The sequence below is a fragment of the Actinoalloteichus fjordicus genome (genome assembly GCF_001941625.1).
In the GTDB taxonomy this organism is placed as follows: domain Bacteria; phylum Actinomycetota; class Actinomycetes; order Mycobacteriales; family Pseudonocardiaceae; genus Actinoalloteichus_A; species Actinoalloteichus_A fjordicus.
On sequence record NZ_CP016076.1, the window covers coordinates 6377127 to 6403296 of the forward strand.

General features: G+C 70.0%; 18 protein-coding genes and 3 pseudogenes. 2 read left to right on the forward strand and 19 right to left on the reverse strand.

The features are described 5' to 3' along the window. Positions 1-84: 84 nt before the first annotated feature. On the reverse strand, positions 85-1488 hold the full coding sequence (locus tag UA74_RS27190) for an NAD(P)H-quinone dehydrogenase (protein ID WP_075742750.1): 1404 nt from the start codon (positions 1486-1488) through the stop codon (positions 85-87). Positions 1489-1646: 158 nt separating this feature from the next. On the opposite strand from UA74_RS27190, the gene UA74_RS27195 reads away from it, so the two are divergent. Beyond that, positions 1647-2099 carry a gamma-glutamylcyclotransferase gene (locus UA74_RS27195; protein ID WP_075742751.1) on the forward strand — a complete coding sequence of 151 codons (453 nt, stop codon included), beginning with the start codon at positions 1647-1649 and terminating at the stop codon, positions 2097-2099. 729 nt (positions 2100-2828) lie between these two features. Here the strand turns inward: UA74_RS27195 and UA74_RS27200 are convergent. From UA74_RS27200 to UA74_RS27210, 3 genes are read right to left on the reverse strand one after another with little or no spacing between them, the layout of a single operon-like run. Next, positions 2829-3698: a helix-turn-helix domain-containing protein gene (locus UA74_RS27200; RefSeq protein ID WP_232237498.1), complete on the reverse strand. Its 870-nt coding sequence runs from the start codon at positions 3696-3698 to the stop codon at positions 2829-2831. 18 nt (positions 3699-3716) lie between these two features. Then, positions 3717-4241, reverse strand: coding sequence for a DUF6879 family protein (locus UA74_RS27205; protein WP_075742753.1), 525 nt, complete (start codon positions 4239-4241; stop codon positions 3717-3719). Next, a complete protein-coding gene (locus tag UA74_RS27210) occupies positions 4226-4447 on the reverse strand; it encodes a hypothetical protein (protein ID WP_075744296.1) in 222 nt (73 codons plus the stop codon). Before UA74_RS27210 ends, UA74_RS27205 begins: the two co-directional genes overlap by 16 nt. Before the next feature lie 413 nt (positions 4448-4860). On the opposite strand from UA74_RS27210, the gene UA74_RS27215 reads away from it, so the two are divergent. Then, positions 4861-5106, forward strand: coding sequence for a hypothetical protein (locus tag UA74_RS27215; RefSeq protein WP_075742754.1), 246 nt, complete (start codon positions 4861-4863; stop codon positions 5104-5106). A 79-nt stretch (positions 5107-5185) separates the two neighbouring features. Here the strand turns inward: UA74_RS27215 and UA74_RS27220 are convergent, their stop codons facing one another. The 15 genes and pseudogenes from UA74_RS27220 to UA74_RS27290 all read right to left on the reverse strand — a co-directional run bounded on the left by UA74_RS27220 (position 5186) and on the right by UA74_RS27290 (position 26153). Beyond that, complete coding sequence (locus UA74_RS27220; RefSeq protein ID WP_083683690.1) at positions 5186-6586, reverse strand: amidohydrolase; 1401 nt, start codon at positions 6584-6586, stop codon at positions 5186-5188. Continuing rightward, entirely contained in the window at positions 6583-7809 is a 1227-nt protein-coding gene (locus UA74_RS27225) for a M20 family metallopeptidase (RefSeq protein ID WP_075742755.1), read from the reverse strand. Before UA74_RS27225 ends, UA74_RS27220 begins: the two co-directional genes overlap by 4 nt. A gap of 427 nt (positions 7810-8236) precedes the next feature. After that, positions 8237-9127 carry a sugar phosphate isomerase/epimerase family protein gene (locus UA74_RS27230; RefSeq protein ID WP_075742756.1) on the reverse strand — a complete coding sequence of 297 codons (891 nt, stop codon included), beginning with the start codon at positions 9125-9127 and terminating at the stop codon, positions 8237-8239. A 50-nt stretch (positions 9128-9177) separates the two neighbouring features. After that, complete coding sequence (locus tag UA74_RS27235; protein ID WP_075742757.1) at positions 9178-10182, reverse strand: sugar phosphate isomerase/epimerase family protein; 1005 nt, start codon at positions 10180-10182, stop codon at positions 9178-9180. A gap of 79 nt (positions 10183-10261) precedes the next feature. Further along, positions 10262-10597, reverse strand: coding sequence for a hypothetical protein (locus tag UA74_RS27240; protein WP_075742758.1), 336 nt, complete (start codon positions 10595-10597; stop codon positions 10262-10264). Positions 10598-10733: 136 nt separating this feature from the next. Further along, on the reverse strand, positions 10734-12131 hold the full coding sequence (locus tag UA74_RS27245) for an alkaline phosphatase family protein (protein WP_075742759.1): 1398 nt from the start codon (positions 12129-12131) through the stop codon (positions 10734-10736). Continuing rightward, positions 12128-13297 (reverse strand): metabolite traffic protein EboE, encoded by a 1170-nt coding sequence (eboE, locus tag UA74_RS27250; RefSeq protein ID WP_075742760.1) that lies wholly within the window; start codon positions 13295-13297, stop codon positions 12128-12130. Before eboE ends, UA74_RS27245 begins: the two co-directional genes overlap by 4 nt. 113 nt (positions 13298-13410) lie before the next feature. Beyond that, a pseudogene (locus tag UA74_RS27255) lies at positions 13411-14277 on the reverse strand (TatD family hydrolase); the annotation flags it as partial. Next, positions 14277-14960, reverse strand: a pseudogene (locus UA74_RS27260) (EboA domain-containing protein); the annotation flags it as partial. The pseudogenes UA74_RS27255 and UA74_RS27260, both read right to left, overlap by 1 nt. 299 nt (positions 14961-15259) lie before the next feature. Beyond that, positions 15260-16039, reverse strand: a pseudogene (locus tag UA74_RS27265) (sugar phosphate isomerase/epimerase family protein); the annotation flags it as partial. A 196-nt stretch (positions 16040-16235) separates the two neighbouring features. Then, positions 16236-17108, reverse strand: a complete 873-nt coding sequence (locus UA74_RS27270) for an SCO3242 family prenyltransferase (protein ID WP_075742762.1) — start codon at positions 17106-17108, stop codon at positions 16236-16238. After that, positions 17105-18352, reverse strand: coding sequence for an inositol-3-phosphate synthase (locus UA74_RS27275; protein WP_404799955.1), 1248 nt, complete (start codon positions 18350-18352; stop codon positions 17105-17107). Before UA74_RS27275 ends, UA74_RS27270 begins: the two co-directional genes overlap by 4 nt. 164 nt (positions 18353-18516) lie before the next feature. Continuing rightward, on the reverse strand, positions 18517-23541 hold the full coding sequence (locus UA74_RS27280) for a ThuA domain-containing protein (protein WP_232237500.1): 5025 nt from the start codon (positions 23539-23541) through the stop codon (positions 18517-18519). 216 nt (positions 23542-23757) lie between these two features. After that, positions 23758-24948 carry a xylose isomerase gene (gene xylA / locus UA74_RS27285; RefSeq protein WP_075742763.1) on the reverse strand — a complete coding sequence of 397 codons (1191 nt, stop codon included), beginning with the start codon at positions 24946-24948 and terminating at the stop codon, positions 23758-23760. After that, the gene (locus UA74_RS27290; protein WP_075742764.1) at positions 24945-26153 is read right to left on the reverse strand and encodes a Gfo/Idh/MocA family protein; all 1209 of its coding nucleotides are present in this window, start codon (positions 26151-26153) and stop codon (positions 24945-24947) included. The genes xylA and UA74_RS27290 overlap by 4 nt, the downstream gene beginning before the upstream one ends. Between the last annotated feature and the right edge of the window lie 17 nt (positions 26154-26170).

Here is a 26170-nt window from a genome sequence, read left to right on the forward strand (position 1 = left end):
GACGGTCCGCCGCGGCCGTCGGCGACGGGGCTCGTCGACTTCGACACGGTGGGCCGATCAGCATTCGCGCGGGCAGGTCCGGCGTCAGTCCAGGTCGTCGTGGCGCATGAGCTGTCGGCCCGCCTCGGTGATCGACCCGGTCAACGAGGGATACACCGAGAAGGTCTCCGCGAGGTGGTCGACCGTCAACTGGCTCTGCACGGCCAGAGCGATCGGCAGGATGAGTTCGCTGGCATTGCGCGCCACCACGACGCCGCCGATCACCACTCCGGTCGCCGGGCGGCAGTACAGCTTCACGAAGCCCCAGCGCAGGCCCTCCATCTTCGCGCGCGGGTTCGTCGCCAGCGGCAGGGTGATCTTGCGCGCCGGGACCTCTCCCGAGTCGATCCGCTGATGGCTGATGCCGACCGTGGCGATCTCCGGGTTGGTGAAGACGTTCGAGGCGACGGTCTTGAGCTTGATCGGGTTCACGGCCTCGCCGAGGGCGTGGTACATCGCGATCCGGCCCTGCATGGCGGCCACCGAGGCCAGCAGCAGGACGCCCGTGCAGTCACCCGCCGCGTACACCCCCGGCGCCGAGGTCCGGGAGACCCGGTCGACCGGGATGTGACCAGAAGAGTTCGGCGTGATCCCGATCCGCTCCAGGCCGAGGTCGGCGGTGTTGGGCACCGAGCCGACGGTGAGCAGCGCATGGCTGCCCTCGACCGTGCGGCCGTCCTGGAGCCGGACGAGCACGCCGTTCGCGGTGCGCTGCACCGACTCGGCCCTGGCGTGCTTGACCACCGCTGTTCCGCGATCCGCGAAGACCTCCTCCAGCACGGCGGCGGCGTCGGCGTCCTCGTGCGGCAGCACGCGGTCCCGACTGGAGACCATGGTGACCTTGACACCCATCTCGGTGTAGGCCGAGGCGAACTCCACGCCGGTGACCCCGGAGCCGATCACCACCAGGTGTTCCGGCAGTTCGGGGAGGTCGTAGATCTGCCGCCAGTCCAGGATGCGCTCGCCGTCGGGCTCGGCACCGGGCAGGATTCTCGGGTTCGCTCCGGTCGAGATCAGCACCACGTCGGCCTCCAGGACCATCGTGCTGCCGTCCGGCTGGTCCACCACGATGCGGTGCGCGGCCAGGCCGGTGACCACGTCGTCGAACCGGGCACGACCCGAGATCAGCCGGATGTTCTCGCGCCGCATCCGCGCCCGGAGGTCTGCGGACTGCGCCAGGGCAAGGCCCTTCACCCGACCGTGTACAACTGGGAGGTCGACGCCGACCTCGCCCCGCACGGTGTCGATGCCGAGCTGGCCCGCGCTGCGGGCCGTGCTGCGGGCCGACGCCGAGGCGATGAAGGTCTTGGACGGCACGCAGTCGTACAGCACGCACGCGCCGCCGATGTTGTCCTGCTCGATGACCGTGACCTCGGCGCCATGCGGCGCCGCGACCAGCGCTGCCTCGTATCCCGCCGGGCCTCCACCCATGATCACGATGCGCGTCAACGGTCCTCCAACCGACGGGATGGTCCAGGAGTAAAGACCAGCACACCGTATCCGGGCGTCCCCATTCGGACGAGCACGGCCGGCCTACTCCGACCGGATGAGGAGCCGATGGTCAACCTCAGCGGTCCGATGCTCGTTCTGGAGCTAGGCTGTCTCCCGTGCCGCTCTACGCCGCGTACGGATCGAACATGGATCCGTGCCAGATGATGGAGCGAGCCCCGCACTCGCCGATGGCGGGCACCGGATGGCTCGCGGGATGGCGACTGACCTTCGGCGGGGAAGACCTCGGCTGGGAAGGGGCCCTGGCGACCATCGTCGAGGACCCGGACTCGCAGGTCTTCGTCGTCCTCTATGACGTCAGCGCCGAGGACGAGAAGCAGCTCGATCGCTGGGAGGGGTCGGAGCTGTGGATGCACCGCAAGGTGAGACTCCGGGTGGACACCCTGGAGCGGTCGACGCTGGCGTGGTTCTACGTGCTGGACGCCTATGAGGGCGGGCTGCCCTCGGCGCGATACCTCGGGGTCATCGCCGACGCGGCGGAGGCGGCGGGCGCACCCACCGAGTACCCGACCGAGCTGCGCAAGCGACCCTGCACCGGCATCGGTCCCTGAGTCGATCGCCCTGCCCGGCGACCCGATGTCGGTCTCGACCGAGACGTGTCGTCGTGGCACGGCGGGCCCTGCCGTCGGTGCCCATGGCGCGTGCTGAGCATCGTCGACTGCGACGGAGCCTGCGCCGCGCCGATGTCCCGTGCGACGTATCCCCGTCACCGATCGGGATTCCTCGACCGGCCACCGGCGGCCAGGTTCGTGTCCGCCGGTGGCGGCGAACCGGTCGCCGACTCGACGCCGCAGGCGTGGCGGGACTGTCTCGCGACGCGGCAGGCGTGGCGGCTCCTCCGACGGACAGCGCACCAGAACGAGCCGAGACGCCACCGACCTCGGCCGGTGCCAGCCGGTGCGTGCGGCCGAGAGCCGCGAAGACAGGCTTGAGCGGGCCGGACACCGCACAAGCGCGATCGAGCGCCGACGACGTCGACAGTCGATCGACCGGCCCGACGCCCACGACTGGACACTCAGGACGAGGCCTGCGGCGCCCCTGCCGATCGGACGCCGCGACGAGGCCGGAACGAAGGCAGGCCCCGTCGACTGCGGTCGGACTCCCGACGCGCGGACTCCCGGTGTTTCGGGCTCCCCGCCGACGGCAGGGCGATACGCCCGGAATGCGGCGGACCCCGTGGAGACACCTCGACGGGCCGACGGCGCCAGGCGCCACCCGGCGACACGCGAGGCCGAGACCGGGCGCACCCGGCCGGGTCGTCCCGGCCGGGGCGGCGTGCTTCAGAGCTGGCCGTCCTCGGCGCCCGCCAGGACGAACAGGTCCTCGACGTGGCGGTTCAGGATGCGGCGAGCCGCCTCGCCCTCCACGGCCACCAGCCAGAGGCGTTCCCAGACCCGGACGTAGAGGGCCAGCTCGTCCGGATCGGTGATCTTCAGCTCGCCGGTCACCGTCTCGACCATCGCGGTCTCGTCGACGATCCAGAAACCGTGTAAAGGCACGAGGGGAAGACGTCGATTCAGCGGAATCAGACCGAGGCGCAGATCGGGCGTGCCGATCGCGGCGACCAGTCGATGAAGCTGCCCGGCCATCACGTCCCGGGAGGCGACCGGGTGGACCAGCGCGGATTCGGCGATGAGGATCTCGATGCGCTTGCCGGGCTCGTAGAGCACCTGCTGCCTGCGCATCCGAGCCCGGACGGCCGCCTCGATGTCGTCCGGACCGCCGTGCAGCTCCAGGCTGGTCTGTAAAACCTGCCGCGCGTAGTCGGCCGTCTGCACCAGACCGGGGATGACGTTCAATTCCATCGCCAGGATGCGATGTGCCCGCCGGTCGCGGTCGATCGGCTCCTCCTGCCGGACCAGGTGGCCGGAGCGAACCTGGTTCCGCCAGCTCAGGTACTCCTCCTGAAGCTCGGCGAGATCCTCGACGAAGCCCGCTCGGCTCGCCTCGTCGAGCGAGACGGCCTCCAGCCAGGCAGCCAGATCCTCCTGGGTCGCGGTCTGGCGACCTCTCTCGATCTTGCTGACCTTCGACACTGCGGACCAGCCGCAGGCCAGCGCCAGCTCCTTACCGGTCAGGCCCGCCTGCTCCCGCAGCAGACGCAGGCGTTCTCCGAGTTCCTCACGACGTTCCTCGAAGCTGCTGCCCACACTTCTCATCGCCTCTGGTCAACTGATCGTCATATGCTCGCTGAGCGGAACGGCGTGGCTCCAGGCACGGAGCCGATGCGCACGGTACTGCTCGACCCTGGCGACGTCGGTCGTCACCTCGATGCCGGTCAGCGTGCCCGCTCCGAAGTGCATCAGTGCCAAGACCGCGTCGTCGAACAACCAGAAATCCTGTGCGGGCAGCCGCAGTCCTCGCGCCCGCTGAGCCGCGAGGACACGGATGTCCTCACCCGCCGCCTCGTTGTCCGGCGCCACCGCCATCTCGAAGCGCTGGTAGTCGGTCGGCGGATACGCCACGACGCGCACGCGTGCGAAGCTTCGGCCCTGTCGGGTCGACGCCGTGACCGACCGCAGCCACTCGGTCATCCAGGAACGATCCTCGCCGAGTTCGCCTGCGAGGAACCGTCGGTACGGCTCCGCCTCCGAGACCTCGCGGTACTCGGCCTGCGTTTCGAACCGCCAGGCAGATCGCGTGAAGCGGGCGAACAGCCTGGCGAGTTCAGCTCCGTCTAGGAGACGGCGCACGGTACTTCCTTCGAGGCGAATCCCAGCAACTCCGTCGGAATCTCGACTGCTCCCTCGTTGATCGGCAGGCCGCGTTCCCGCAAGACGCGCAGCGCCTCCGGGTCGACGACCCTGGTGCCCTGGACGACGTAGGTTCCGCGGTCGGTCAGGTACAGGTTCGGACAGTTTCCGGTCGTGGACGTGGTGCCCAGGAACGTCAACTCCACGATGACATCCTCCAAGTCGTGCAGGTTCTCATCGTATTCTCGCAGGCTTCCCCGGTTTGATCATCATTCTTCCGCACATGTTCGTCCGAACGAGTGACGGCTTCGAGCATGTTCTCGAATTTTCTTGCCATTTTCTCACTCGATTGGGGAAACTACCTACACAGAAGAAGGTGCCGCGATCGAGGGAACGGCCATGCTGAACCTGTCATCGACCTTGGTGTCACTGAGTGCCGCGCTGCTCATGGGCGGTCCGCTGGTGATCTTGAGCCTCTTCGCGCACCGCACTGCGACGCATCGGTCTCCCCGGCAGTCCGCCCCGGAACCGCCTCGCTGCGAGCCGACCCGGGCAGTCCGCCTCGGGACTTCGGCGTTCTCCACTCCGAGACGATCGCCCACCGCGAGCAGGAGCAGGAATGAACGGCATCGGCGCCCTCGATCAACGGCCCACCGGGCCTCGGCTTCTGCTCGTCCGCTATCTGCCGGGCCTCGTCGGTGAGACCGCGCGCCTGGTGCACGTCTGTCCCGCGCCGCAGACGGTCGAGAGCATCCCCGACGTGCTCACCGCCTACTGCTCGGAGCGATTCGAGCGCGAGGACGTGGAGCTGTTGGAGGGCATGAGCGGAATGCCGTGTACCTGGTGCCTGCTCCGGTCGCCGTGAGGACCGGGCGGTCGCCGAGCCGCCGCAGCGGCCGGGCGACCCCTACGACGCCGCCCCTGTCTGTCGTGACCCCGACCCGTCAGGCAGGGGCGGTACCCACTTCCGCCGCACCGGCGCCGCCGGCCTCGGCCGTCAGCGAGGCCAAGGCCGTGTGCGTCAGCACCCGGATGCCGGTCAGCAGCGCACGCTCGTCCAGGTCGAAGGAAGGCTGATGGAGATCACGCTGTCTGCCGGTCCCCGACCACACCCCGAGTCTGGCGAAGGCGCCGGGCACCTGCTCCAGGTACCAGCCGAAGTCCTCGCCGCCGGAGGACTGCTCGGTGTCCACGACGGCGTTCTCGCCGAGGGCCGCCGTGACGCCCGCCTGGATCAACGCCGTGCTCGCAGGCTCGTTCACCAGCGGCGGCACGCCGCGTTGATGCCACAGCTCGTAGGAGACGCCGGTCGGGGCCAGCAGCGCGGCCACCAGCTCCTTGATGAGCGGCTCGAGCTTGGCCCACGTCTCCCGGTCCCCGGTCCGCAGCGTGCCGCGCAGGACGCCGTCCTGCGGGATCGCGTTGGGCGCCTCGCCCGCATGCACCGCACCCCAGACCAGCACCGTCGAGGAACGCGGGTCGACCCGCCGGGACAGCAGCGTTGGCAGCCCGGTGATCACCGTGCCCATCGCGTGGACGAGGTCCCCGGTGAGGTGGGGGCGCGAGGTGTGCCCGCCCGGCGAGGTGAACCTGATCTCCATCAGATCACTGGCTGAGGTGATGGGTCCCACCCGCGTGCCCACCCTGCCGACCTCGAGGCGCGGATCGCAGTGCAGACCGAACACCCGGTCGACGCCGTCGAGACCGCCTGCGGCGATCACGTCCAGCGCACCGCGCATGACCTCCTCGGCGGGCTGGAAGAGCAGTCGGACCCGGCCGGGCAGCGACGGCGCGGCGGCCAGGGCCAGCGCCGTGCCCAGCAGTACGGTGGCGTGCGCGTCATGCCCGCAGGCGTGCGTGACGCCCGGCACGGTGGAGGCGTAGAGCGCCCCGGTCGACTCCGTCAGCGGCAGCGCGTCGATGTCCCCGCGCAGTGCCACGCAGCCGGGTCCCGAGCCGACGTCGCAGATCAGCCCCGTTCCACCGGGAAGCACCCTCGGCCGCAGACCTGCGGCGGTGAGCTGCTCGGACAGGTAGGCGGTGGTGCCGTACTCCTGGAGCGACAGCTCCGGGTGGGCGTGGAGATGCCTGCGCCACCGGAGGACGTCGGAGCCGTGCTCGGCGAGCCAGGCGTCCAGCCAGGACGGCCCGTGACCCGCGCCGATGTCCTCCACTCCCGCCATGGTCGGGGCTGCCACTCCCGCCGGGGCGGAAGGTACTGAGGTGACATCGCCGAGTAGCGCCTTGGCGCCGCTCACCCCTGCAGGCAGGGCAGAGGCGAACTCGGGGTCCGAGTCGACGTCGGTATGGATCTGAGTGTCGTAGCGCGAGTCCAACACGGTCATGCCGCACCTCCTGTCGCGGCGGACTTTCCACTAGTGGCGAGCCTGCGAGCCGCGCCCGCAAGTAATTCGGCCCGCAATCCCTCGTTCGTGGCGGCGGAGACCACCGTCCACGCCATGGCCGTGGCACCGTCGAGGACGGCGCGATCGGCCGATTCGGTGCTGCACGCCGCCGCGAACTCCGGCTGGTGTGGCACCGCGTCACCGCAGTCGATCGAGATCGTGGGATGGATTCCCGGGATCAGGCGGGTGACGTTACCCATGTCGGTGCTGCCGACGACCCTGCTCGCCTCTTCATCCCGACCATCGGGAGTACGACCGAGTTTCACGATCGCCTCGCGGTAGGCCTCCACGAGGCGGGGCTCGGCACGCAGCTCGGCGTAGTCCGGGGAGATCGCGGCGGCCTCCCAGTCGGCACCGGTGGCGACGGCTCCCGCTTCGAGACAACACCGGATCCGGTGTTCGAGTCGACGGAGCGAGTCGATCTCGGCAGCGCGTAGGTTGAACATCGCCGAGGTGTGCGCGGGCACGATGTTGGGCGCGGCCCCGCCATGAGTCACGATACCGTGCACCTGCTGGCCCGGTTCGAAGTGCTGTCGCGCCAGCCCGATGGCCACCTGCGCGACGGTCAGCGCGTCGGCGGCGTTCACTCCCAGCTCAGGGGCGGCTGCGGCGTGTGACGCCCGCCCCCGGTAATGCACTTCGAGGTCGGCGATCGCCTTCGATCGAGGCTCGCACATCTCGTACGGCGAGGGGTGCACCATCATCGCCATCGCGGCGCCGTCGAAGACACCCCGTTCGAGCAGCAGGACCTTTCCGCCGCCCACCTCCTCGGCGGGCGTGCCGATCAGCCGTACGGTGATGCCCAGTTCGTCCGCGACGGCGCTCAACGCCAGGGCCGCCCCGACCGAGGCGGCGGCGATGATGTTGTGTCCGCACGCGTGGCCGATCTCGGGAAGCGCGTCGTACTCGGCGCAGACGGCGACGACCAGCTCTCCCCCGCCCGCCGTGCCGACCATCGCGGTGTCGAGTCCGCCGACGCCCCGCTCCACCTCGAAGCCGTGGTCCGCGACCAGCTCGGCGACGGCAGCCATGCTCTGATGCTCGGCGAAGGCGAGCTCGGGATGGGCGTGAATCCGATGGGAGAGGTCGATCAGCTCCTCGGCATGCCGTACGACCGTCTCAGCGCAGATGTCCCGGAGCGAGGGCTCGCGATCGGGTGTCATGCCAACCCATCTTGCCCCATCACCGCCCTCGTATCGCCCGAACGGAGGTACCCATACCGACCGACGGTGGGATTCCTGCGGCAGGTGGGGCTGATGATACTGCTGGGACGAAGTCTCGCGACGTCACGACCGACCGAGCACGGGTCGCCCCGAGGCGGCTCCCAGCGCAGGGGACGGCGTGGTGCGGGTGGTGCTTCGGCGACCACGACCGGCCGCTGCCGGCAGGCATGGAGGACAGGCGCCGGGCTCGGCAGGCGACCACGGCCGGTGGAGAACCGGATCTTCGCGACCGGCGGGGCGAATCTACCTCGACGAAGGACAGAACCGGGACGGGGCGTCCCCCGTGCTCACCACGAGCACCGGGGACGCCCCGTCCGTCTGCCGCCGCCCACGCTGCGGCCGGACCTTCTAGTCGGTGGAGTTCGACTCAGAAGCGCAGGTCGGTCAGGTACTGATAGCCCACCCGCGCCGTCTCCAACGGATCGGTCGGGTTGTCGTGCTCGACCACGTACTCCCGGACCCCGGTGAGCCAGGTCTTGCGGAAGATCTTCCCGAAGTCCACCGTCCCGGTTCCGAGGTCGGCCCACGTGCCGTCCTCGGCACGGTCCTTGACGTGGAACTGCTTCACGCGACCGAAGTTCTTCCACACGAACGCGCTGGGGTCGACCTCGGCGTCGATCACCCAGAACAGGTCCAGCTCGAGGTAGACGTTCCAGGACCGGGCCTGCCGGGTGATGATGTCGATCGGCCGCTGCCTGCCCTGCACCGGCTCGAACTCGTGGGCGTGATTGTGGTAACCGAACTGGAGGCCCGCCCGCCTGGCCTGCTCCCCGGCGTCGTCGAGCTGCCTGGCGAAGTCCCGCCACTCCTGCGCGGTCTCGAAGTCCGCGTACGGCACGGCCAGGTACTGCTGGCCGAGAATGCGCGCGTCCTCCAGCGTCTTGCCGAAGTCACCGTCGATCCCCGAGTGGCTGGAGGTCGCCCGCAGGCCGAAGCGGTCGAGCAGCGCCCGGAACTCGGTCGCCGTGCGGCCGTAGGTGCCTGCCAGCTCCACCTTGCGGTAGCCGATGGCCGCCAGTTCCCGCAGGGTGCCCTCGGTGTCCTCCTCTAACAGCGACCGCAGCGTGTAGAGCTGGATGCTGATGGCGTCCTTGGGCACTCGGAGCCGCCCCAGCGCCGCCGTGCTCGCGGACGCGGCGTCGGCCGTCGTGCTCGCCGCAGCGGTGCCGCCCAGTGCGACCGCGGCGCCGAGGCCGAGCGCGGCACCCGCCGCGCCTCGGAGCATCGACCGTCTGGTGAACGAACCGTCGTGTGTCATCGTTGACCTTCCCTCATCACGATCCCCCGACCCCCGGGTCTGTGGTGTGTTCAGCTCTTGGAGCTGAACGCGGCGTCGAAGGCGGCGTTCGGCTTGTCGAAGAGCAGCCCCTTGATGAAGCCGACCGCCTCGGCGGCGCCGCGAAGCCGGTCCATGCCCGCGTCCTCCCACTCCACCGAGATCGGTCCCTGGTAGCCGATGTGGTTGAGGGCGCGGAAGGACTCCTCCCAGTTCACGTCGCCGTGACCGGTGGAGACGAAGTCCCAGCCCCGGCGGGCATGCGCCCAGGCCAGGTGAGAGCCGAGCCTGCCGTTGCGACCGTCGAACCGCTTCTTCGTGTCCTTGCAGTCCACGTGGTAGATGCGGTCCGCGAAGTCGAGGATGAAGCCCACGGGGTCCAGGTCCTGCCACACGAAGTGCGAGGGGTCCCAGTTCAGGCCGAAGGCCGGTCGCCTGCCGATCGCCTCCAGCGTGCGCTCGGTAGTCCAGTAGTCGTAGGCGATCTCCGAGGGATGGACCTCGTGGGCGAAGCGGACGCCGACCTCGTCGAAGACGTCGAGGATCGGGTTCCACCGGTCGGCGAAGTCCTGGTAGCCGTCGTCGATGACCTCCTGCGACACCGGCGGAAACATCGCGACGTACTTCCAGATCTTCGATCCGGTGAAGCCGACGACCGTGTCCACGCCGAGCTTCGCCGCCGCCCGCGCCGTGTCGGCCATCTCGGCGGCGGCCCGCTGCCGGACGCCTTCCGGCTCGCCGTCGCCCCAGATCCTGGCGGGCAGGATGTTCTGATGGCGGTGGTCGATCGGGTCGTCGCACACGGCCTGGCCGACGAGGTGGTTCGAAATCGTCCAGACCTTCAGGCCGTGCCGGGCCAGGATGTCGAGTCTGCCCTGGACGTAGTCGTCCTCCGCGAGGGCACGATCCACCTCGAAGTGGTCGCCGGAGCAGGCGATCTCCAGGCCGTCGTATCCCCATTCGGACGCGAGTCGACAGACCTCCTCGAACGGGAGGTCGGCCCACTGTCCGGTGAACAGCGTGATGGGTCGGGTCATCGCGGATTCCCTTCGGTGTGTCGTCACCAGGTGTCGGTTGTGTCGGGTGTGGTGGGGCGGCGGGCCTCCCGCCGGGCGCTCAGCCGCCGCGCGCCTTCTTCCTGATCCGTCGGCCGTAGAAGACGAGGGCGAACAGTGCCGCGGCGACGAGCAGGGCGATCACCTGTCCGCCCGCCTCACCGCTGAACAGCGAGCCGTCGCTCCCGGTCCCGTCGCCGGGCGCCGAGGTCTCCGTTGCGGGCGCCGTCGTGTCTTCAGCGCCCGAGGCGTGCAGCACCGGCGTGCCTGCGACGGGAGATGCCGCAGGTCCTGCGGGCGTCGCCGATCCGACGGCGGCCGTCGCGACACCGACCGGGATTAACATGAGCAGCAGCCACAGGGCGGCGGCCAGCAGGGATCGAGGCGCTGTGCGCATCGCGTCCTCCTGTCTTCGAGTCCAAGCAGGGCATCTCGACACACCGAATGAGAGATCCGACGGTGTCGAGTCTGCCCGGCCCCACGGCTCATGGTCATCCGACTTCGGGTTTGATCTGCGAGCTGTCGACGAGCGGTCAGGACACCTGCCCGTCCAGCCCCTGCAGCCGCAGCAGCAGATCGCGGACGTCCGTCGCGGCCAGCCGCCCGTCTCGTTCCACCTGCTGCGGGACCTGCTGGTCCGAGCAGAGCAGCACCGGACCGTCCTGTGGGGAGTCCGGAAGTCGCCCATGCGATCCGCGTACCGGCGACGGGTCGAGCGGAACCACGTTCATCGCGTACCGCAGGCCGACCTTCTTGCGTACCAGGTTCGTCGCCGCCTTGGCCTTGACCATCGGGTCCGCCGGGTCGAAGAACAGCTCCGCCGGGTCGTAGCCGGGCTTGCGGTGGATCTCGACGCCCTTGGCGAAGTCGGGCGCGGAGGCATCGTCCAGCCAGTAGTAGTAGGTGAACCAGGCACGCGGCTCGGCCACCGCGACGAGTTCCCCGGCGCGCTCGTGGTCGATGCCGTAGCGGGCCTGCTGTTCCCGGTCGAGGACCTCGTCGACGCCGGGCAGTCCCGCGACGATGTCCCGCACCCTGGGCAGGTCGGCCGGGTCGGCGACGTAGACGTGGGCGACCTGGTGGTCGGCCACGGCGAAGGCCCTGGAGGCCCAGGGGTCGAGGTACTCCATGCCCGCCTGGCGGTAGACCTCCAGCAGTCCCTCGCGACGCAGCGCGCGGTTGACGTCCACCGGCTGGTCCGCCGAGGTGATGCCGTACTCGCTCAACGCCACGACGGAGGCCTGCTGCCTGCGCGCCTCCAGCAGCAGCGGCGCCAGCTCGGCGTCCACGGCGCGGGCGGCGGCGATTGCCTGCGGCGAGTCGGGTCCGAACCGCTGAAGGTCGTAGTCGAGGTGCGGCACGTAGACCATCAACAGCTCGGGCCGGTGTCGTTCCAGGACGCGGGTCGCCGCCTGGGCGATCCATCGACTGGAGGCGATCGACGCCGTCGGGCCCCAATACTGGAAGAGCGGGAACTCGCCGAGCTCGGTGGTGAGCTCGTCGTGGAGCGTCACGGGGCGCGTGTAGCAGTCGGGCGACTTGCGGCCGTCGGCGTGGTAGATCGGCCGGGGCGTGACCAGCATGTCCGTGGAGGCGCCCATCGCGTACCACCAGCAGATGTTGGCGGCCCGATAGCCGGGGTGGGCCGCGCGGGCGGTCTCCCACACCTTCTCGCCCTGGACCAGCCGATTGTGCTGCCGCCACAGGTAGACCTCGCCGAGGTCCCGGAAGTACCAGCCGTTGCCGACGATGCCGTGCTGCGCGGGCATCCGGCCCGTGAGGAACGTCGACTGGACGCTGCAGGTGACTGCGGGCAGCACGGTGCCGAGTTCGGCCTGCCAGCCCGTCTTGCCGAGCGCGGCCAGGTTGGGCATGTGCGCCAGCAGCCGGGGGGTCATCCCGACCACGTCGAGCAGCACCAGTGGCTTCATCCTCGTACCTCCTCCACGTCGCTGATCAGGTTCTCGGCCGCCCAGGTGAGCTCGGCGGCGATGCCGTCGACGAGTTCCGCGTCGGAGCGTGGCGTCGTCTCCGTCGTCTCGGCCGCCGCCTGACTGGTGCCTGCTCTGGGCAGCACGCTCCAGGTGTAGGTCTCCACCTCCACGTGCGGCCGGAACTCCTGAGCGTGTCGCAGTGCCGTCACCGCCTCCCGCAGCACCCAGGTCGTCGAGCGCAGCGGCGCGACGGGCTGGGCGTGCAGCGGGACGTGGAAGTGCACCCGCCACGGCCCGAGACCGGGCAGTTCGCTCGCCGCCTGCGGCAGGTCGTCGACGGCGCGGATCTGCTGGTCCGAACCGAGTTCTCGCACCTGATGCAGGTAACGCGGCTCGTCGAAGTGGGCCAGCGCCGCCTTGGTCGCGGGGCTCTGGGGACGGTCGACCTGGAGGGCGGCCGAGGCCTGCACCTTCACCACCTCGAGTCCGGCCGCCTTGATCGAGGCGATGGTCTCGGTCGGGTCAGCGAAGGACACCGCGAGATGACAGGTGTCCAGGCAGAGCCCGATGTAGGCCGGGTCGACGCGACCGGACAGCCAGCCCACGGCGTCGGCGACCGTGTCCAGCACGCAGCCAGGCTCCGGTTCGACGGCCAGTCGGATCGGGCGGCCGATCCGACGATGCAGCTCGCGCAGGCCCAGGGTCAGCTCGTCGATGGCGCCCAGCGCGAGCATCTCGTCGGCGATGCTCCACGGCAGGCGCCAGCCCAGCGGCAGCGTGGAGATGCTGCCGTGGTCGGCGTCGGCGGGCAGCAGATCGGCGAGGACGGTCGCACAGTCCAGCGTGTACTTGAGTCGGGAACGCTCCGTCCACCTCGGCTGATAGACCGCGTGCTTCACCACCTGCTGGTGGAAACCGCCGTAGGGGAAGGCGTTGAGGGTGTGCACCTCCAGGCCCCTGGCCCGCAGTTCCGAGGCGAGCCTGGCGCGCGCGTCGGCGTCCTCGGCCAGACCGGCGGCCACGTCGGCGGCCAGCCACAGTCCGACGCCGAGCCGATCGGCGCCCAGCCTGCGGCGCACCGGCTCGGCGTAGTCGTCGAGCTGGGCGAGGATGCCCGACAGGTCCTCCGCCGGGTGCACGTTGGTGCAGTAGGAGAGCGTCATCTCGCACCGCCTGAATCGGCGCCTTCCGCCGGACTCGGGCGGACAGCAGACCCTGCCGGACTCGGGCGGACAGCAGACCCCGCCGTCCCGCCGAACGTGGCCGGGTCAGGACAGGCGCCGCGCAGCACGGAGTTGCCCTCGAAGGTCCCCGACGCCGTGTCCGCCGACGCACCGAAGCCGGGCAGTTCGGACAGCTCTAACCTGCCGCTCTGCCCGTAGAACTGCACCGGGTTGTGCCACAGGACGGTGTCCACCTGGTCTTCGGAGAAGCCTGCGGCGAGCATCGCCTGGCCGGTCTTGTACGTCTTCAGCGGATCGGATCGGCCCCAGTCGGCGGCCGAGTTCACCAGGACTCGCTCGGTGCCGTACTCCTTGAGCAGCGCGACCATCCGGTGCTCGTCCATCTTGGTGTCCGGATAGATCGAGAAGCCCATCCAGCAGCCCGCGTCGAGGACGGCTTCGATGGTGACCTCGTTGAGGTGATCGACCAGGACGTGCTCCGCGGGCAGCCCGGACTCGGCCACCACGTCCAGCGTCCGCCGGGTCCCCTTGAGCTTGTCCCGGTGCGGGGTGTGCACCATCACGGGCAGCTCGTGTTCGCCGGCGAGTTCGAGCTGCCGGGCGAAGACCCGGTCCTCCTCGGGAGTCATCGAGTCGTAGCCGACCTCGCCGACCGCGACCACGCCGTCCTTGGCCAGATACCGAGGCAGGACGTCGAGCACGTCGACGCAGCGCGGATCGTTGGCCTCCTTCGGATTGAGCGCGATCGTGCAGTGATGGCGGATGCCGAACTGCGCGGCGCGGAATCGCTCCCAGCCGATCAGCGCGTCGAAGTAGTCGGTGAAGGAGGCGACGCTGGTCCTGGGCTGGCCGAGCCAGAACGCCGGTTCCACCAGGGCACGGACGCCTGCGGCGTACATCGCCTCGTAGTCGTCGGTGGTGCGCGAGGTCATGTGGATGTGCGGGTCGAAGATGCGCATCAGTGCTGCCTCCCCTGGTCCTGCGTCGGCTCGCTCGGCTGGTCGGTGTGGGGACCGCTCGGCCGGTCGGCGGGCTCGGGTCCGGGTCCGCCGATCAGGTCCAGTGCGTCGGCGGGCACCTCGCGGCCCGCCGCGCGACGCTCGGCCGCGTAGTCCTCGATCATGCGCAGCAGTTCGGCGTCGGTTCGCTCGGCCAGCGCGGCGACCGCCGCCAGAGGAACCCCGGTGAACAGGCACTTCAGCACGCCGTGCCGCCAGGTGTGCGCATCGAGATGTCGGCCTGCGAACGGGCCCATCGCGGCGGCGACCAGCCGGACGTCGTTGGCCCGGAGTGCATCGCGGACCAGGATCAGCGCAGCGTCGACGAGCCGGTCCCGCTCCTCGCCGGGCTCCTGGACGGAGGTGAGGACGTCCAGGCCGCGCAGGACGCCTCGGCGTTCGGCGTCGTCGCCGTAGCGGTAGAGGTCCGCGATCTCGGTGGCCAGCCGCGTCGGCGAGCAGACCGAGGCGAGGACGCCGAGCAGGCCGATGCGGGTCAGATCGTCCTCGGTCCCGTGCACGAGACCCTGCGGGTCGGAGTCCGGCCGCAGCACCGCCCGGCCGACCTTGCGCCCCACCGCGGGGAACAAGGTGCGGATGGCGGCGGGATCGGTGGTGATCCGCTGGGCGGCCTCGGCCTCCCACGGTGTCAACGAGTGGGTCTGATGCTCGCTCACCTGCTGCCTCCCGAACTCCGAGGGTGCGCCGTCTGTTGGGGCGTCGAGTCCGCCGATGCGGTGATGCTCGACCGGGCCGAGGCGATGGCGCTCGGCCCGGTCGAGGACAGGGGAGCCGCCGGGGCCGTCACGACAGCGGAAGTCCGGGCCGTGGTCCCGGCAGCGCGAGCCTGTGTCATGGTCCCGGACCGCGCGGCGGGGACGTCGTGCGCGGCCGATGCGGCCTGCGCGCCCGTCTCGGCCGTCGCCTGGCCCCGCCGACCGGCGGGCAGCGCGGCCCGCAGCGCGGCCAGCGAACGCCGGGCGACGGTGGGCGCGGCATGACTGTGCCTGGGCAGCTCGACGGCGGCCAGGCCTCGATAGTCGATCTCGTGCAGGGCGGCCAGCGTCGCGGCCAGGTCGAGTTCGCCCGTGCCGAACTCCAGGTGCTCGTGGACGCCCGGCATCATGTCGTCGAGCTGAACGTTCACCAGCAGCCCGCCCGCCAGCCGGATGCACTCGGCGGCATCGACCGGTTCCACGGCGACACAGTGCCCGACGTCGAGCGTCAGCCGCAGCGAGTCCGGCTCGCCGAGGTCGGCGCGCAGCGTCAACGCCTGATCGAGGCGCTCGATGACATGACCGGGCTCCGGCTCCAGGCCCAGCGGCACTCCGACACGGTCGGCCTCCGCCAGCACCGGTTCGAGTCCCTGCCTCAGACGTCGCCAGGTCAGCTCGGCACCGCTGCCGTCCTCGTCGACGCCCGACCAGCAGGAGACGCAGTCCGCGCCGAGGTCGGCGGCCACCCGCAGTGCCCTGGTGAGGAAGTCGATCCGGGGGGCCTGGTCGTCGCAGACGAGCGTCGGATGGTGCTTGCGTGTCGGATCCAGCAGATATCGGGCGCCGGTCTCCACCACGACGCGCAGTCCGAGCTCGGCCAGCCGAGTCGCCACCCGGTCGGTCTCGTCCCGCAGATCGGCGGCGAAGGGGTCGAGATGGGCGTGGTCGAGGGTGAGGGCGACTCCGGTGTAACCGAGGTCGGCGATCACGGCCAGTGCGTCGAGCAGCCGATGGTTGGCGAAGCCGTTGGTGCCGTAGCCGAGGTCGAAGCCCGGCCCGGTCGGTCCCGAGTCGGGCCGGGACGTCGCGGCGGCGTGGGTCGTCACATCGGTCATCCCCGCGTCCCTCCCCGAATTCCGTGCCAACCGGTCGGTACGGCGGCGACGGTCCCCGTCCGCCGTCGCCCGTTCCGCACGGCCGCCGTCACGTGGGGCTCACCTTGCGGGCCAGCGCCCGCGCGGCGGGGAGCACGCCGACGATCAACGCGGCGGCCTTCGCCGCACCGCGCCGCGCCGCGATGCCCGCCTGCAACGGCACCATCCCGTGGATGCCCGCGACGGTGGCGGCCCGGACCCGTTCGGCGGAGGGAGTCCGCGCGGCGGCGAGCTGTGCCCGGCCGACGAGGCGTCCATAGCCGACGCCTGCGGCAGCGCCGAGCACTCGATGCAGCGGAGACTTCGCCGGGCCCAGCACCGTGGCCGAGGCGGCGACGCCGGTCGCGGCCAGTGCGGCCCTGGCGGTGCTTGTCGAACCGCCGTGCACCTCACCCGCCGACAACGCGGTGATCCCCGCAGCGTGACAGGCCATCGCCCCCGCCGCCGGGAGCGCGCCTCGCAGGTTGCCGGGGGCCGCGCCCAACAGGACGTCGAGTCCTCGACACAACGCCATGCCCAGCGGCGCCGCCGAGGTCGGCTTCAGCACGGTGTCGTACGCCCAGATCGCCGAGGAGAGCGCGACCGCCACCCGCGCGCTGTCCCGCCCGCCCGCCAGTGCCGACAGACCGATTCCGGTACCGGCCAGGCCCGCGGCGACGGCCAGGGCGCCCGACGGGGAGATCCGTCCGGAGGGGATGGGCCGCTCCGGTCGCTCCACGGCGTCCAGTTCGCGATCCGCCCAGTCGTTGAGGGCCATCCCCGACCAGTACAGGGCGACCGACGCCAGCGGCAGCAGCAGCCGACGACCGCGCAGCGGCGTCCCGGAGGCCGCCGCGCCCGCGATGGTGTCGCCGAGCACGGACAGCCCGGCGGGCGCCCGCACCAGTTCGACGAGCGTCTTGGTCCGGTCGGCGACGCTCATGCCTGCGCCCCGGCCTCGGGATTCGCTGAGCCTGTCGCGGAACCGGGCAGGCCGTCGGCGTCGCCTGTCAGGCTCACCCGCAGCTCGTCGACCCAGTGCGCCAGTTCCCTGGTCTGCTCGGCGAACCGGTGCTCGTCGCTACCCAGCGGGTCCTTGAAGAAGAAGGCCAGCGCGCCCAGCGGCCCCGACCGGCCCGCCGCATGGGCGGCCGAGGTCAGGCGGGCCAGGTCGAGGACCAGCGGTGCGGCCAGGGAGGAGTCGTAGCCGGTCCAGGTGAACTGCAAGGTCATCCTGGCGCCGAGGAAGCCCTCGAAGGAGACGTGATCCCAGGCCGTCTTGACGTCGCCCATGTCGGGGACGTTGTCGATGTGCAGCGGCGCCGTGACGTCGGAGCCCAGGAGTGCGGCGAGCCCGCGTGCCTTGGACTCGAGCTTGCTGGCGGCGAACTCTGGATCGCCGAGGGTCGCGCCGTCGCCGCCGCCCAGCAGATTGGTGCCCGCCCAGGAGCGGACCTTCAGCGCCCTGGCGGTGAACATCGGGGCGAGGACGGTGCGCAGCAGCGTCTCGCCGGTCTTGCCGTCGCGTCCCGCGTAGGGCAGGCCCTTGAGGTCGGCCAGCTCACGCAGCGCGGGCAGGGTGATCCCCGTGGAGGGGGTGAAGTCGACATAGGGGCAGCCCGCGCGCAGTGCCGCGTACGCGGCCAGCGAACTGGGCGGCAGCACCGTCCGCGTCGGGTCGGCCAGTGCCTGTTCGAGCGCGGCGAGGTCCTGGTGTTCCGCGACCAGCGGAACCGGCGGCTCGGTGGAGGCGAGGTTGACGACGACCACCCGGCGTAGACCGTGCCGTTCCCGGAAGGAGACGAGGTCGCCGATGAGCGTCTCGGCCGCCTCGGCCTGCGAGCCCGTGTGCAGGGTGGGGTGATAGCCGCAGCGGATGTCGGAGTCGACGACCCGCAGTCCCTCGGCGATGCCGCGCAGCACCGAGGCAGGCACGAGACCTGCCGCGCTGAGCTGCTCGGCGCGCTTGTCCAGGGCGGTGTCGACGATGTCGTGGCCGCCGATCACCAGTTCATCCCAGGCAGGCAGCGGAGCGACGTCGAAGGGAGCGCGCTCGGTGACGCACCCGATCGGCTCGACCAGGCCTGCGCGTAGGGCCAGCAGACCGCTGATCACGGTGGTGGCCACCGACCCTCGGGCTCCGATCAGCCAGAGACCGGTCGGCCCCACACCATGGGGACTGTTCATGTCGTGTGCCACCTTTCTTCCCCCTCACGTGCCCCGCCGTCGGGTCGCACGTCGGACTGCCGGGCGGGAGCACGCCCCGAGGAGAACTCGGGACGCGCCCCGCCCGACAGCGAACGGTGCGCCTGCTCACCGCAGGCCGTGACCCGCGGTGAACAGGCAGTTCCTCACTCGGCGTTGACCGACTTCGTCAGCACCGCGACGCCCTCGATCGAGGCGATCACGGCCTCGGCGTCGCGGACCAGCACCGTGCGGACGTCGGCGTCGGTGACCAGCGTGGTGTCCCCGGCCAGTGCGGCGAAGGACGCCAGGCCCTCGATCGCCCCCAGGTCGTCCCCGGTCGCCTCGGCCAACCGGGCAGCGGCGAGCTGCTCGGTCAGATCCCGATGCGCGTACAGGGACAGCCTGTTGGTGGCGCGGAACCGGTCGACGAGCTGACCGATGTCGCGCAGCGAGGTGGTGGTGGCGAAGGTGACCGACTGCTCGGCCGTGTTGCCCGCCCGGTCGACGGCGCTCACCGAGATGTCGTGAGTGCCGAAGGGAAGCTGGTAGAGCGGGACGAGCCTGCCGGAGCGGATCTCCTCACCGTTGAGGGTGCCGATGACCGAGTCCACTCCGGAGGTCGAGTCGTCGACCTCCCAGGACACGAACAGGTCCGTGGCATCGCCGTAGACCCTGCCCTCGGCGACCCCGGCCAGCAGCAGCGTCGGAGCGGTCGCGTCCAGCAGCACGGTGGCCGCCTTCTCCGCCTCGACGTTGCCCGCCGTGTCGACGGCGCGGTAGAGCAGCGTGTGCTCACCATCGCCGCTGATCTGCACGGCGGACTCGTACTCGGTCCACTCCCCGTCGTTCAGGCTCCATTCGAGCCGGGCGACGCCGGAGGCCTCGTCGGACGCGGACAGCTCGACGGCGACGTCACCGTCGTGCCAGCCGTTCTCGTTCGGCGCATCGGCCAGGACCGCTTCGGTCAGCGGCTCGGTCGCGTCGATCCGCAGCTCCGTGGACTGCGTCTCCTCCACGTTGCCCGCGACGTCGGTGGAGCGGTACTCCACCGTGTGGATGCCGTCCCCGGCAACCGCGAACGGCTCCGAGTACTCGGTCCACTCGCCCTCGTCGATCCGGTATTCGGTGCTCGCCACTCCGCTGCCCTCGTCGGCGGCCGACAGGCTCACCGACAGGGGCGTGGAGGTGAACCAGCCCTCGGCACCGTCGGCCTCGGCCGGGTCGGTGCTCAGGGTGGTGACGGGGGCGGCCTCGTCCGCGATGTCGGCGACCTGGATGTCGCGGAAGTAGACGTCGTCGCCGTCGCCGTGGTTCTGGATGCCGACGTATCCGTTGGTGAGGTCGCGGTTCTCGTCGGTGCTGACGAAGTCGTTGATCAGCACGTCGTTGAGGTAGACCTTGATGGTCTGGCCCTCGACCACGATCTCGTAGGAGTTCCACTCGCCGGGCGGGTTGAGCGCGGCGTCGCGGGCCTCGAGGTCGGCGCCCTGGAACGTGTAGATCGCACCGGTCGTGCGGTCGTCGGCGTCCGTCGCGTCGATCTGAATCTCGTAGCCCTCGTCGACGGCCACCCACGGGTCGTCACCGGGGTCCGGGAATCCGACGAAGACGCCCGAGTTGTCGTCGCCCGTCATCATCCAGTCGGCCTTGAAACTGTAGGAGCCCAGCTCCTCGCCGTGCCAGAGCAGGCCCATGCCGCCGGTCGAGAGGATGGTGCAGTCGTCCTGCAGGACGAACTCACCCGGTCCGGCCTGGTTCCAGCCGTCCAGCGACGCCTGCGTGCCGTCGAAGAGACTGCGGTAGCCCTCCTCAGGGGTGCCCGGCTCACAGCCCGGCTCGCCGGGATCGTTGCCGCCCGGCTCGGTCACACCCGGACCGTCGAAGCGGATGACGTCCAGGTCGAACAGGGCGCCTTCGCCCCCGACGAACACGAAGAACAGCTCGTGCGAGCCGCCAGGGTCGGTGACCGGCGTCGGGTCGATGTCGACGTGGGTGTTCCAGTCGCCGGTGTTGGCGACCTCGACCGTCTGGAGCAGCTCGCCGTCCGGTGCGCCGGAGCGGACCTCGATGGACCCGCCCGAACCGCCGGAGGCGACGCGGTAACCGATGCCGTCGACACCGTGCAGGTTCACCGGGTCGAAGGAGATCCAGTCACCGTTCTCGATGTTGCCGACCTGGCCGCCGCCCGAGGCGCCCGCGTGGGAGTCGATGACGTCGACGCCCTCGCTGTTGTGGAAGAACTCCGCCTCCTTCGACTTCGTGTGCAGGATGTTCTGGTCGGAGCCCTCCAGGGCGGGCACGCCCTCGGCGCCGTCATCGGTGTAACTGGCGTCGATGACGCCGAAGATGTTGGCGTCCGCACCGTGTCCGTCGTCGGCGACGGTGGTGATGGTGCCCTCACAACCGGTCTCCCGGCTGAGCGGGTGGCCGTGGTTGTCATGGCCGAGGATGTACTCGACGACGACGCGTGAGCAGTCGATCTCGCCGTCCTCGGGGTCGGTCACCGTCACCTGGAAGGGAACCTGGTCGCCGAAGGCGAAGACGCCGCCGTCGACGGGGAACTCCAGCTCCACGGTCGGTGCCGTGTTGCCTGCCGTGATGGTCACCGTCGCCGCGCCGGTCAGGCCGTCGGTGTCGGTCACCGCCAGTCGAGCCTGGAACTGGCCTGCCTCGGTGTAGGTGTGGCTGACCGGGCCGGCCTCGGTGGAGTCAGTCGTTCCGTCGCCGTCGAAGTCCCACTCGTAGGTGAGCTCCTGGTCGTCCGGGTCGACGGTGCCGGTCGGGTCGAACTCCACGGTGAGCGGAGCCGGACCGTTGGTGACGTCGGCCGACAGCGCGACGCTCGGCGTCCGGCCGCCCTGGGTGTAGTCGATCCGGTAGACCGCCGAGTCCGGGGCCCCGCCGAAGTAGCCGCTGCCGTAGTCCAGCACGTACAGCGATCCGTCCGGGCCGAACTCGATGTTCATCGGCCTGGTCAGTTCCATCGAGTCGAAGAACGGGGCGATCGTGCCCGGTTCGCCGTTCTCGCCGACGTCGATGGTCTTGATCCAGCCCCGGTCCCACTCGTAGGCGAAGTTCTTGCCGTCGTAGTACTCCGGGAACTTCGTGTCGACGGCCAGCTCAGGGTCGAACCGGTAGACCGGGCCGCCCATCGGGGACTCGCCGCCGTTGCCGAACTCCGGAACCGAGTTGCCGTCGTAGGGAATCCACGCGGGGTCGGCGGGCGGCAGCTCGGTCAGCCCGGTGTTGTTCGGGCTGGTGTTCTGCGGTGCCGCGCAGTCGAAGGCCTCGCCGGAGGTGCTGGTGGCGAAGTCGTAGTCGATGAACGGCTCGTTGTCGCCGACACAGTAAGGCCAGCCGAGGTTGCTCGGCTCGGTGATCAGGTTGAACTCGACCAAGCCGCCCGGGCCTCGGTCCGGGTTGGCAGAACCGGCATCCGGGCCGTACTCGCCGAGGTAGATCCAGTCGGTGACCGGGTCGACCGCGAATCGGAACGGGTTGCGCAGGCCCATCGCATAGACCTCGGGCCGGGTCAGCTCGGTGCCTTCCGGGAAGAGGTTGCCCTCCGGGATGGTGTAAGAGCCGTCCTCCTCCACCGTGATCCGCAGGACCTTGCCCCGCAGGTCGTTGGTGTTGGCGGAGCTGCGCTGCGCGTCGAAGGCCGGGTTGCGGTCGGCCCGCTCGTCGATGGGCGTGTAGCCGGAGGACTCGAACGGGTTGGTGTCGTCGCCGGTGGACAGCAGCAGGTTGCCCTGGCTGTCAAAGTCGATCTCACCGCCCGCGTGGCAGCAGATGCCCCGGTCCGCGGGGACCTGGAGGATCTCCTGCTCACTGTCGATGTCCAGCGTGCCGTCGTCGAGGAGCTTGAACCGGGAGAGTTGGTTGTGACCCTCGAACGGTACGAAGTCCTCGGCCGTGCCCGTCAGAGGCGCATCGCCGGTCGGGGTGTCCAGAACCGGTGCGTAGTACAGGTACACCCACTGGTTCTCTTCGAAGTTCGGGTCGATCGCGACGCCTTGGAGGCCGTCCTCGTCGTTGTTGTAGACGGGGATCTGGCCTGCCAGCGTGGTGGTGGCCTCCGGCGTCGTCAGGAAGATCTCGCCGTACCGCGAGGTGTGCAGCACGCGCCGGTCGGGGAGCACCGCGAGTCCGATGGGCTCACCGGTGACGCCGTCGCCCTGGGCCAGGGTGATCTGGTCGAAGTCCTCGTCGGCCGGGGCCTCGGGGTCGGGGTCGTGGCCGCCGTGGTCACCGCCGCAGTTCGCGTCCACCGCGCCTGCCGCGCTCTGGATGCCGCCCGCGAGGTGCTGGCGGAACTCCGGCTCCGAGAAGGACTCGATGGTGTGGCCGCCGCCGGTGTACCAGGACCGGCCGCCGTCGATCTCGTGGCACCAGGCGATCGGGTGATCGCCCATCGCGCCCGAGCCTGCGTCGTACGAGGACTCGTCCAGCGCGGCGAGGACGTGGACGTCCTCCCGAGGATTCTCCTGGTAGTTGTACCACTCGTCGGTGCGCACCCACTCCTCCGGCAGATGTGCGCTGGACGGGTGGTCGTGGTCCTCGACGTGAACCGTGGCCTCTTGGATGTGCGGGTGAGAGTCGAAGTAGGCACCCACCAGGTCGCCGTACCAGGGCCAGTCGTACTCGGTGTCCGAGGCCGCGTGGACGCCCGCGTAACCGCCGCCGCCCTGGATGTAGCGCTCGAAGGCGCCCTGCTGCTCGTCGTTAAGCACGTCCCCGGTGGTCGACAGCCAGACGACGACCTCGTACTGGGCGAGGTTGTCGTCGGTGAAGTCCTCGGCGTCCTCCGTCGCGGTGACGGTGAAGCCGTGCTCCTCGCCGAGCTCCTCGATCGCCGCGATGCCCGCCGGGATCGAGTCGTGCCGGAACCCGGCGGTCTTGGAGAAGACGAGCGCGTCGAACTCCTGGTCACCGCCGTGGTCCGGCGGGTGATCGTGATCGTCGCCTGGATCGTGTCCCTCGTGGGCGGCCTCCGGTGCCTGCGAGATCGGGTCGAGCCGGTTCTGTCGGTCGGAGACGTCCGGCCGTGCGCCCAGTCCTGCGGTCGGGAGGGCGGACGCCGTGCCGCTCACTCCCAGTGCGGTCAGCAGGGAGAGCGTCACGATTCCTGCCCGCCGCGCCAGCCTGCCGCGTCGCCCGGTGTGCGCGCGCGGTCTCTGGCTTAACACATACTTATCGGAGTTGCTTTCCAGTCTGCTCCGTTGCACTGGTATTTTTCTCCTTGTTGTCACCGGATCTCGCCGATCTGCGACCGAGGTCGTGGTCGGCGAGTTGGGGCTGTCGCTAGCGGCTGGTGCCTCCTTCGAATCAGACCGGTGAAACAGCCTGCCTCGGCCGCCACCGAGGCAGGCTTTTCCCTTCTTCGCAGAACCCCCCCGTGCGCCTTATCCTCGGGCGCCGAACAGGTGTTCCAAGGCCAATTGGTCGAGTCGCTCGTAATGGAGTCCGCGCTGACCGGCCTCGACCGGGTCGAACTCCTCATCACGAAGGTCGGACAGGGTCTCACCAGGAGCGAGAGTCGGGACGGCGAGCGAACCGAGTCGCGAGGCGCTCATCGCCTCGGCCACCTCGGGGTCCGCGCGAAACGCCCTGGCCCGCTCGGCGAGGATCAGGTAATTGCGCATACAACCCGCCGCCGAGACCCAGACGCCCTCGTCGTCCTCGGTGCGCGGCGGCTTGAAGTCGAAATGCCTCGGGCCCTCGTAACCGCCGTGTTCCAGCAGGTCCACCAGGAAGAACGCGCTTTTCACGTCGCCGTTGCCGAAGCGCAGGTCCTGGTCGTACCTCGGCCCGTTCTGTCCATTGAGGTCGATGTGGAACAGCTTGTCCTGCCACAGCGCCTGGGCGACGCCGTGCACCATCGACATTCCCGCCATCTGCTCGTGGCCGACCTCGGGATTCACCCCCACCATCTCGGGGTGTTCGAGAGTGCTGATGAACGCGATGGCGTGGCCGATGGTGGGCAGCAGCAGGTCGCCGCGCGGCTCGTTCGGCTTGGGCTCCAGCGCCAGCCGCATCGAGTAGCCGCGCTCCCTGATGTAGGCACACACCAGGTCGAGGGACTCCTTGTAGCGGTCGAGCGCCACCCGGATGTCCTTGGCGGCAGCCGACTCGGCGCCCTCGCGGCCACCCCAGACGACATAGGTGCTCGCACCCAGTTCGGCGGCGAGGTCGATGTTGCGCAGCATCTTGCGCAGTGCGTACCGACGGATGTCCCGGTCGTTGGCGGTGAGCGCACCGTCCTTGAACACCGGCTGGCCGAACAGGTTCGTCGTCGCCATCGGGACGACCAGCCCCGTCGAGGCCAGCGCGCCCTTGAACGCGGCGATGATCTTCTCGCGTTCGCTCTCGCTGGACCCGAAGGGAATCAGGTCGTCGTCGTGGAAGGTGATGCCCCATGCGCCCAGCTCGGCCAGCTTCTCGACGGCGCGCACCGGGTCCAGCGGCGGACGGACTGCCACGCCGAACGGGTCGACGCCCTGCCAGCCGATGGTCCACAGTCCGAAGCTGAACTTGTGCTCCGGACGCGGCTGGTACGGATCGATCCCGTCGGTCACTGCTGCTGACGTCGTCATACGTCACCCTTCGAGTCGGCGATCGTGGTCCAGGAGGAGGACTCGGCGGCACTGCGCTCGACAGCGTGCAGGACACGCTGTACCTGAGCACCGTCGGCGAAACTCGGCGTCGGGTCCACCCCGTTGCCGATGTCGGTCAGGAAGTCGGCCACCTCGTGAGTGAAGGTGTGCTCGTAGCCGAGCCCGTGACCGGGCGGCCACCACGCCGCGAGGTAGGGATGGGTCGGCTCGGTGACCACGATGCGTCGGAAGCCGCCCTCGGCGGCGTCCACCGTCTCGTCGTGGAACCACAACTCGTTCATCGACTCGAAGTCGAAGGACAGGCTGCCCGCCGAGCCGTTGATCTCCACCCGCATCGCGTTCTTGCGACCGGTGGCGAAGCGGGTCGCCTCGAAGGTGGCGATCGCCCCGCCGGAGAACCGCGCGAGGAACAGCGCGGCGTCGTCGACGGTGACCTCGCCGTACTCCACCGGCTTGGACGAGTCCACGGCGCCCGCGGTGAGGCCGCCCGCCGCCTCGACGGGCAGCGGCCGCTGCTTCACGAAGGTCTCGGTCAGCGCCGAGACCCCGGTGATCGTCTGTCCGGTGATGAACTGAGTTGCGTCGATGATGTGGGCGCCGATGTCGCCGAGCGCCCCGGAGCCCGCCTTCTCCTTGCGCAGTCGCCAGGCCAGCGGGGCGTTCTCGTCCGACAGCCAGTCCTGGAGGTATACGGCGCGGACGTGCCGGATCGTGCCCAGCCGCCCGTCGGCGATCATCTTCCTGGCCAGCGCCAGCGCGGGCACCCGGCGGTAGTTGAACGCCACCATGGAGCGCACGCCCCTGGTGGCGGCCTCGGCTGCCGCACGCACCATCTCGTCGGCCTCGGCGACCGTGTTGGCCAGCGGCTTCTCGCAGATGACGTGTTTGCCCGCGGCGAGCGCCGCGATGGCGATCTCGGCGTGGGTGTCACCCGGAGTGCAGATGTCGACGATCCCGACGTCGTCGCGGGCGATCAGCGCCCGCCAGTCGGTCTCGACGGACTCCCAGCCCATCCGGGTGGCCGCCGCCTGCGTCTTGGTCACGTCCCTGCCGCCGAGCACCGCAAGTCTCGGGGCGAGCGGGACGTCGAAGAAACGGTGCACGCTCCGCCAGGCCTGGGAGTGGACCGCCCCCATGAAGGAGTAGCCCACCATTCCCACGCCGATGCCGTCGCTGCCTGCCATGCGCGTTCCTCACCTTC

Excerpts from the sequence above, each read along its gene's own strand:
- UA74_RS27220 (WP_083683690.1), bottom strand. The coding sequence starts at position 6,586 with ATGACCGTGTTGGACTCGCGCTACGACACTCAGATCCATACCGACGTC.
- UA74_RS27275 (WP_404799955.1), bottom strand. The coding sequence starts at position 18,352 with ATGAACAGTCCCCATGGTGTGGGGCCGACCGGTCTCTGGCTGATCGGA.
- UA74_RS27225 (WP_075742755.1), bottom strand. The coding sequence starts at position 7,809 with ATGACACCCGATCGCGAGCCCTCGCTCCGGGACATCTGCGCTGAGACG.
- UA74_RS27230 (WP_075742756.1), bottom strand. The coding sequence starts at position 9,127 with ATGACACACGACGGTTCGTTCACCAGACGGTCGATGCTCCGAGGCGCG.
- UA74_RS27235 (WP_075742757.1), bottom strand. The coding sequence starts at position 10,182 with ATGACCCGACCCATCACGCTGTTCACCGGACAGTGGGCCGACCTCCCG.
- UA74_RS27245 (WP_075742759.1), bottom strand. The coding sequence starts at position 12,131 with ATGAAGCCACTGGTGCTGCTCGACGTGGTCGGGATGACCCCCCGGCTG.
- UA74_RS27270 (WP_075742762.1), bottom strand. The coding sequence starts at position 17,108 with ATGAGCGTCGCCGACCGGACCAAGACGCTCGTCGAACTGGTGCGGGCG.
- UA74_RS27215 (WP_075742754.1), top strand. The coding sequence starts at position 4,861 with ATGAACGGCATCGGCGCCCTCGATCAACGGCCCACCGGGCCTCGGCTT.
- UA74_RS27240 (WP_075742758.1), bottom strand. The coding sequence starts at position 10,597 with ATGCGCACAGCGCCTCGATCCCTGCTGGCCGCCGCCCTGTGGCTGCTG.
- xylA (WP_075742763.1), bottom strand. The coding sequence starts at position 24,948 with ATGACGACGTCAGCAGCAGTGACCGACGGGATCGATCCGTACCAGCCG.
- eboE (WP_075742760.1), bottom strand. The coding sequence starts at position 13,297 with ATGACGCTCTCCTACTGCACCAACGTGCACCCGGCGGAGGACCTGTCG.
- UA74_RS27290 (WP_075742764.1), bottom strand. The coding sequence starts at position 26,153 with ATGGCAGGCAGCGACGGCATCGGCGTGGGAATGGTGGGCTACTCCTTC.